This window comes from Flavobacterium sp. PL11, assembly GCF_035985025.1.
In the GTDB taxonomy this organism is placed as follows: domain Bacteria; phylum Bacteroidota; class Bacteroidia; order Flavobacteriales; family Flavobacteriaceae; genus Flavobacterium.
Genome location: NZ_JAXCIA010000070.1, coordinates 1 through 2,081, shown reverse-complemented (window position 1 = coordinate 2,081; position 2,081 = coordinate 1). Strand labels below are relative to the sequence as shown.

Annotated in this window: 1 protein-coding gene; it reads left to right on the top strand. The window is 27.3% G+C overall.

The features are described 5' to 3' along the window. Nucleotides 1-500 precede the first annotated feature (500 nt). A complete protein-coding gene (locus RCH18_RS16025) occupies nucleotides 501-1,694 on the top strand; it encodes a tyrosine-type recombinase/integrase (protein ID WP_326937780.1) in 1,194 nt (397 codons plus the stop codon). The last annotated feature ends 387 nt before the right edge of the window (nucleotides 1,695-2,081 follow it).

The window sequence follows — 2,081 nt, the reverse complement described above, 5'->3', positions numbered from 1 at the left end:
AGAAAAAGATTTGGTTTTAAAACACCAAACCAAGTATATTTACATAAATTGATAAATCAGCAAAAAGTTGCATTTATGACTTGAATCCGCCGTTCAATATAGACGTTCGTTTATCTAAGTTCATATTTTATCAATTACATACGTTAATATGTACTTTTGAATATATCCTTTAAATTTACAGTATTGTAAAAAAAATAATTGTAAAACTTTTCTCGTTAAAAATGATACTGTATACAAATAGTATACAAATATTAAAACAAAAAATCCCTAAAACGCTGATAATCAACGATATTAGGGATTTTATAAGTGACCTTGACTGGATTCGCCTACGATATTATGAAACACCAGTAAATACAGCCTATCACAAGGTTTTTTTAAGAGAGGGTGTACTTCAAAATGTACTAGGCAGTGTACTGACATGCAGTTCAGTATCCATAATTTTTATTTTACTTGACACAACTTTTTGAGTTAAAACTTGTATAAAGAATAAACAATTAAATATGGAAACTACATATTATCTAAAAGATAGTAAAAAGGAACAGTCAATGATATATTTCAAATTTGTAAATCAAAGTAATGAGATTATTCGATGCTCGACAAAAAAGCATGTAAGCATTAAAGATTGGGCAGCAGGATATCCTAAAAAAACTTCGAAAACTTTTGATTTGAGAACTGTTTTGGATGCTTATAAAACAGTAATAAATGATTTTATTATAGATAAAATCAAATTTGAAGAGCGACAACCCACTAAGTTGGAATTGCTAGGATGTATAAATAAAGTTCTGAACGGTGAAGAAATAGAATTCAATGACACACTCGAATTTTATGTGGATGAATTTTTAAATGATGAAGAATTAGAACTGGCAGATTCCACAATTAGATTAAAAAAGGCACACTTGAATCATTTTTTAAAAATAGTTGGATCAAAATCAAAACTTGTAGATCTAAATGAATCTATTATAAATAACTATAAAATAAAATTAAAGAAAGAGCCAGGTAGGCAAAGAACAACAATTAATAATTTTATCAAAAACGTAAAGGCTTTTTTACATTGGATTGAAACAAAAAATTATGTAAAAGTAGATTTAAAAAAATACCTTACACGAGATAAAGAAGTTGACAAGGATGTAATCGCTCTGACGCAAAATGAATTAATAGTAATTGAAAATGCACAATTTGATAATAAATCAATTCAAGATCAAATTGATATATTTTTAATTGGATGTTACACCAGTCTATCTATATGCGACTTGAAAAAAATCAGTAAAGAAATTATTAGTAATGAGAATTTCTTCAAAATACGTAGGACTAAAAATAATAATGATCAGAATGTTTTTTTAATAAATGAAGCTATAAAGATATTAAGCAAGCATGATTTTAAACTTCCTTTCATTTCTGATGCCAGAGGTTCTAAGTTATTAAAAGATGCTTTTAAAAGTTTAAAATTAGATAGGAAAGTAAGAATCACTAGTCAGTATGCAAACGGAAAAGTAAAAGACGAATATAAAAAATTGTATGATGTTGTTAGCTGGCATAAAAGTAGAAAAACTGCGATCACTATGCTTCTTAATAATGGGGTAGCAATACAAACTGTAATGCAAATAAGTGGGCACAAAAAAAGCGAAACATTGAATAGATATAAAGCATCTTTCGACGACGTTATTTCTGACGCAATGCACAAAGTTCGTTCATAATAAACTAGATAATAATATTGAGTGATTGTCATATAGCTACTATTTCAGGTAGCTCTATGACGATAACTTCTTTCATCTTGATAATACCGTATGGTACTAAATCTAAAAGAAACTAAAATGACAAAAACTGAAATTATTGCTAAATGTCAATATATCTTTCCAGAAAAAGCATTTGGTCACATTGAACCAAAGTGCCTTACAGAAACCATTTATTTTAAATTAAAGCATTTTGCAAATAACTGTAGTAAGTAATAATCTTCGAAAATAAGAACATTTAATAAAACACTATGAATTGTTTTGACCCCTATAAAACAAGAGTATTATTCTAAATTTCGATTATTAATTATGCGGTTAATTTTTTCATCATTATTAAGTGTTTATCAGAGT

Bases quoted from the DNA above. Each gene is read 5' to 3' on its own strand.
- RCH18_RS16025 (WP_326937780.1), top strand. From the start codon at position 501: ATGGAAACTACATATTATCTAAAAGATAGTAAAAAGGAACAGTCAATG.